The following is a 6,533-nucleotide window of genomic DNA, read 5'->3' as shown; positions in this document are numbered from 1 at the left end:
CATTAGTCATTAGTCATTAGTCATTAGTCATTAGTCATTAGTCATTAGTCAACAGTCAACAGTCAACAGTCAACAGTTAACAGCCAACAGGGAAATGGCATTGCCTAAGTTTGGCGCGGGACTCTGCTGCGCGTGACAAAAAGCGGTTTCAACCTCCGATTATTATTTCAAAAAAAAAGAAAATCAAAAGAAATGAAAATCAAAATCTCCCTACTAGATTGGCAATAATTAATCCTAGTTGAACCGGCTTGATCGGCTTAGCAATATGAGTTTGAAAACCAGCTTCGATCGCCTTTTCTTGTTCTTGATCGCTCGCATACGCAGTCAGCGCGGCGGCTGGGATTTTTCCTCCTGCTTCCGCAGCAAGAGCTCGCACTTGCCGAATTAAGAAATACCCGTTTTCCTCAGGCATTCCGATATCCGAGATCAGCACGTCATATCTGCCGGGATTTTCCGTCAAAGCTGCCATCGCTGCTCTTGCAGATTCTACTGTCAAAACCTCAGCGCCGTACTTTTCGAGCACAAATTTTAAGAGTTCCCCGGTATCAGCCTCATCATCTACAACTAAAATTTGCAAACCATCCAAAGAGGGGATGCGACAATTGAGCGCCTCTGTACTCGCGTCTGTGGCGGACTCTGGCAATGCAGCCGGCTCTGCTGGGCTTGGCGGTGTCAACTCTTGAGGCGAGGCTTTCAGCGGCAATCTCAAAGTTATTGTAGTTCCTTGTCCCTGACCCGGACTATCCGCTTCCACCGTTCCCCCGTGCAGTTGAACAAGATGGTACACTATCGACAAGCCCAATCCCAGCCCTTGATTCGCCTTAGTCGTGCTGGAATCTCCTTGGCGGAAGCGATCGAAAATATACGGTAACAACTCAGGCGCAATCCCTTTTCCGGTGTCGGCGACTCGAATTTCAGCATAATCCTCGACATCCTGCATCACGATTTCCACTCGTCCCCCCGCCGGAGTAAACTTAATCGCATTAGACAGGATATTCCATAAAACTTGCTGCAAGCGATCGATATCGCCTAAGACCTTTATAGAAATCAAATCCGAAACAATTTGAATGTTTTTTGCTTGAGCTGATAATTGAACCCCCTCCAGCGCAGCTTGCACCACTAACCGCAGATCGATCCAACGGGTAGTCAGTTTAAGCTTGCCGTTGGTAATCCGAGAAATATCGAGAAGATCTTCGATTAACTGAGCTTGCGCCCTCGCGCTGCGCTCGATTACCTCTAAAGCGCGATAAGTTTCTGCTTCCTTCAGTTTCCCGGACCGCAGCATTTGTGACCAAGCCAGAATCGGAGTCAGGGGATTGCGCAATTCGTGGGAGAGATTCGCCAGAAATTCATCTTTAGCTCGGTTAGCTTTTTCTGCTTGTTGGCGGGCTGACTGTTCCTGTTCCAATAACTGCGATCGCTCTGTCTCCAACTGCTTGCGATCGGTGATATCCTCGATCGACAACAGAATCATAGAAACCCTGTCTTCTGGTTCAACCTTACAAGCATTTAGCAGCAAAGTTTTCCGCCCCAGCCGCCCAAAAGCCTGCTCGATCTCAAAGTTGTTAATCTCAACATTATTAACCAGAATATCTTCCAAAAGCTCTCGCAGTTCCGGGGAACTCCACGGCCCGCTAGCCAATTCAAACCAGGAATCTTGAGCGGTTTCTGAAGATGAAACTTGAAACGTTTCGTATAACGCTCGATTGGCGGTGTTCACTTGCAAATCAGCATCCAGCACCATTAAAGGCGTTGGCACGCTTTCCACAATTGTTTCCGCATAGTTGCGGGCTGTTTCTATGCTGGCAGCACTGCGTTTGAGAGCGTCAATATCGATCAAAACCATTACCACACCCTCAATCTGGTTTTCCGCTGTGCGGTAAGGGCGAATGCGGAGGGCGTACCAATATCCCGATTGAGTTTGCACTTCTTGTTCTTTGGTGTTGAGAGTCTCGAGCACCTCCAAAATCATCTCTTCCAAGTTGGGAATCTCCAGATTGACTCGGATGTCGCTCAAGGGACGCCCGACATCGCTAGAAATCAGATTGAACAGCCGCTCTGCCATTGGCGTAAAGCTGCGAATCCGCAAATCGTTTTCCAACATTAAAATTGGAATATTGATACTAGCCAGCAAATTAGTCACGTCGTTATTAACCTGCTGCAAATCGAGATTTCGAGTGCGAAGTTCCTCTACAGTGGTAATCAGTTCTTCGTTAGTAGCTTGAATTTCTTCCTTAGCTGTTTCTAGTTCCTCGTTGATGCTTTGTAGCTCCTCGTTGCTCGATATAATTTCTTCGTTGGCAACTCTGAGGTCTTGCGTGAGATTTTCTTGCTCGTCTACCACCGCTTGCAGGTGTGCTTGAGCTATATTTTTCTCTTGTCTGGTAATAGCAAGTTCCTGCCTCAGCCGCACTATTTCCCGCTCTAAATCGCTTGGTTCTAACCGATCGAAATTGTCGATTTCCAGGTCTATGGCTGGGGGTAAACTTTCTTCAAACAACACCAAAAAGTAGCGTGTTTCCGCGCTAGCCGGCTGGAACGGAATCACCTCAAAATTGACGAGATGCGTGTGCTCGCCCTCTTGCACCCTCAGCCGTTCTTTTTTCACCGTCACCTTCTGAGTTTGCGCTTGATAAATTGCGGTGCGAAGGTCAACAGACAATCCTGGTACCGCCATTGCGAACAAGTTTAAAGTCGGCGTTCCAGGTGTGAGTCTCAAGTACCGATTGGTGTCTCCCCGGAGTTGCACAATCTCCATCTGCTCGTTGACCACCGCACCCACAGGATTATAGCGCTTTAAAATCAATTGGTCTGTTTCGCGCTGCAAGTCAAAGTTATTAGAAAAATTTGCATTCATGGGCTGCGGATTCTCTGGTCGGGTTAGGGGAAAGAAACTTGGCGCAAAGGGAAGCCGGGGAGGAGTCGCAGTTAACTTTTTGGCATAAATTTTAGAGGGCGGATCCACTAAAGAAAATAATTCCGCAGATTTGCCCGTACTTTCGGAACTGCCGAGCATCAGGAAGCCAGTTCGGTTGAGACTGTAATGAAAAATTGACAGAACTCGCTTTTGCAAACGTTCTTCCAAGTAAATCATCACATTGCGGCAGGTAACCAAATCGAGATTAGAAAAAGGCGGGTCGATGCCTAAGTTTTGTCTGGCGAATACGCACAGTTCGCGGACTACTTTGCAGATGCGATATCCGCTTCCTTCTACGGAGACAAAGAAGCGGCGGCGCCGTTCTTCGGAAACGCCTAACATCTGGTTTTCCAAGTAGAAACCAGACCTCGCTTTGCCGATCGCCGCCTCGCTGATATCCGTGGCAAAAATCTGAATCTGCGGCGGGATAACTCGATCGCCCAAAAACTCTAACAAGCAAATGGCGATCGAGTAAACTTCTTCCCCAGTCGAACATCCTGCGACCCAAATCCGAATCGGAACTTCTGCGGATTTATTGTGGGTAATCCTAGGGAAAACGTACTCTTTTAAGCGTTCAAAAGCTTCTAAGTCACGGAAAAAACTCGTGACGTGGATCAGAATTTCTTCATACAAAGCTTTGACCTCCGCCGGATTGTCGAGGAGATATTGAGCGTAATCTTCCAATCGTTCCATCTTGTACAGCACCATCCGCCGCTGCATTCGCCGGTTCAGGGTGGCCGCTTTGTACTGGCTGAAGTCAACGCCTGCGGTCGATTTCAGCAGCCCAAAAATAGTTGCCAAGGCGGATCCCGGTTCTGGCGCTGCTTGCACAATTGTGACGGGGAGCGGCCCGGCCAGAAAGGAATGGTGGCTGAGATTTGCCAGTTCCCGCGCAATTCCCTCAGGCGGCAGAACGAAGTCTACATCACCTGTAGCCACGGCGCTAGTCGGCATACCCTCGAATTTTGCTGTTCCTTCGCATTGAGCATAAGTCACGCCTCCGGCTGCTTTGATTGTCATCAGCCCCAAAGCGCCGTCTCCATCGGCTCCCGATAAAACTACGCCGATGGCTTTGTTACCCCGCTCGACTGCTAAGGAGTCGAAAAACGCATCTGCGGGCATATATTTGCCATTAATCTTCTCGCGCGGTAGCAGTCTCAGCAGCCCTTCTAATAGCAGCAGCTTGGTATTCGGCGTAATGACGTAGACATGGTTGGGCTCTAGAGCCATGCCGTCTTGCGCCTCATTCACGGGCATTTCCGTGTTTCTGCTGAGAATTTCGCTCAGCAAGCTTTTGCGCTCGGGCGCTAAGTGCTGGATCAGCACAAATGCCATGCCGGTATCTGCGGGTAAGTTGTTCAGCAACTCAATGAATGCTTCCAAGCCTCCGGCAGAAGCCGCAATTCCGACGACTGGAAACGGGGCATCGGTTTTGGCTTCCGGATCTAGGTCGATCGCGCCCTGGTCGATCGGCGGTAATGTATTTTCTTGAGATAAGTTCATAAACACCCACTTTCTTAAGTAATGCAGATTAGCAGCTAGCTAATCTCGGCAACTGGCGAGTAACTAATACGGACTATTTACCCTCTATAGCAGCTTGATTTGCCCGTCTTACGCAACTGCCTTAGGGATTAAGTACAGTATTTTGACACTCCGGGCGCCTGAAGGCACGAGGATTCTTAAGACATTTCTGCCTTAATATCCCTATTACTAGGGTTCCCAAACTCACCACGAAAGCTCTTTGATCGTGGTGATATCTTTTGGGCGTTTAGGTGTAAAACACCAGGTTTCACGGAGTCCCCGCGTACCAATTCCAAAGCTCTATCTCTAATCGTTTTTGCAGCGCCAATGTCGGCGTGTTCGTGATACCCACATTCAGTACAGATGAACTTTTCGCTATCTCGATTATACCTATCGATATTGCCGCAATTCCTGCATTCTTGGCTGGAATGTTTAGGGTTGACTTTGATTACAATTTTTCCTTGCTTTGCAGCTAAGTAGTTAATTTTTAGAATCAATTCACCCCAACCCGCATCAGATATAGAGCGATTCAACCCTTTCTTTCTAGATTGTCCGTTCTTAAGGAATCTCCCAGTTGTTTTGTCAACTTTTGCTCTACATCGGCGCATCATTACCGATATATTTAAATCTTCTAAAGCGATGCCGTCAATTTTGCTAGACACTATTTTATTAGCAACTTTCCAGTGGTAAGCTTGGCGTTTATCGCTAATCTTTTGGTGGAAAAGCCCCACTTTCTGAGCTGCTTTTTTGCGGTTCTTGCTACCTTTAGCTTTTCGACTGACTCGTCTCTGCCTGATTCTGAGGGTGCGTTTAGATTTCTTAGTAGTTGAGAACTTGGGATTTTCGATTTGAGATCCATCTGACAGATGGACTAATTTAGTAATTCCCATGTCGCATCCAACTACTTTGACGACATCTTTGAGAGGTTTTGTAATGTAATGGGGAACAGATTTGTCCTCAATACGAATGGATACGTACCAGCCATTTTGCCGTTTTCTCACGGTACAGGCTTTAATGGTAAAACCGATGGGAATCACACGTGAGTTATGAAAACGCATCCAGCCCAACTTAGGTAAATAAATTTTGTTACCTTGTATTTTCACCCCCATCACAAAAGTGAAAGATGTAAAGTTGCTGCGGTTCTTGAAGTTGGGAAAACGCCGACCTTCAAAAAAGTTTTTGTAAGCAGTGTCTAACCGTTTAACATTTTGCTGTAAAACCGTTGAGTCTATTCCAGCAAACCAAGGTCTAGCCGCTTTTAACTCTGGTAATGCGGTGACTTGAATATCACCTGGGTTGCGTCGAGGGTTTTTGATTTGGCCGTCTTTATCTATTTTTCCGATCTTCCACGGCGATCCAGTTGCACCGTTTCTACTAACGCAACTGGTTAACGGGCAAGCTTCACTTTTTGTCCTAATTTCGCAATAGTTTCCTTGTATGAACTGTTGGCTGTATTGAGTGATTCTGTCATTCAGACACCAGTTGTAGTGACTCCGCAACATATCTACCCAATTGGACATTTTTAAGTCTTGCGTTTGATTTGGGCGCAACTTGTACACATGGTTGGTTAACAAGTATGACTCTCCTTTTTCCAGCTATTCTTAATGTACAATGGAATTACTTGTTTAACTACATTTGTTACATATATTTATTAGGATAGCTCAATGGTTTATACTTTTTTCACAAAAAGCCGTCCTAGAAAGATAGGGTTGAAAACCAATTTTTTTTGATAATTAATTTTAGTTGAATGGGGTTGAACAACTGAGCAATATGAGTTTAAAAACCAGCTTCGATCGCCCTTTCTTGTTCTCGATCGATCGCACAAGCAGTCATATCGTTTCCGGTTGGACGGGCACGATCGAGTCAAGGTCAATAATCTGAGATGTTGCACCATTCTCAATAAGCTTTTTAGGAACAGGCTTTCCGGCCTGTTCCACAATAAAATTCACTCTTCGCTTCACAGGCATCTTGCCTGTTCTTGAGAATGGTGCAAGATGTGAGTAATTCCACATTCCCCGCTCAATAAGCTTTTTAGGAACAGGCTTTCCGGCCTGTTCCACAATAAAATTCACTCTTCGCTTCACAGGCATCTTGC

At 46.4% G+C, this 6,533-nt stretch carries 3 protein-coding genes; all 3 read right to left on the bottom strand.

Annotated features, from left to right (window positions below; all coding sequences use genetic code 11):
• Nucleotides 1-199 precede the first annotated feature (199 nt).
• Nucleotides 200-4,420, bottom strand: coding sequence for a chemotaxis protein CheB (locus QUB61_RS34070; RefSeq protein WP_333135312.1), 4,221 nt, complete (start codon nt 4,418-4,420; stop codon nt 200-202).
• Nucleotides 4,421-4,596: 176 nt separating this feature from the next.
• Nucleotides 4,597-5,997, bottom strand: a complete 1,401-nt coding sequence (locus QUB61_RS34065) for a transposase (protein WP_333135318.1) — start codon at nt 5,995-5,997, stop codon at nt 4,597-4,599.
• 270 nt (nt 5,998-6,267) lie between these two features.
• Nucleotides 6,268-6,533 (bottom strand): hypothetical protein (locus QUB61_RS34060; RefSeq protein WP_333135314.1); only part of this gene is annotated, 266 nt, incomplete at its 5' end.

This window comes from Microcoleus sp. C2D2 (genome assembly GCF_036702495.1).
In the GTDB taxonomy this organism is placed as follows: domain Bacteria; phylum Cyanobacteriota; class Cyanobacteriia; order Cyanobacteriales; family Microcoleaceae; genus Microcoleus.
The sequence above is the reverse complement of the archived record's forward strand: the minus strand, read 5'-3'. Positions and strand labels throughout refer to the sequence as shown.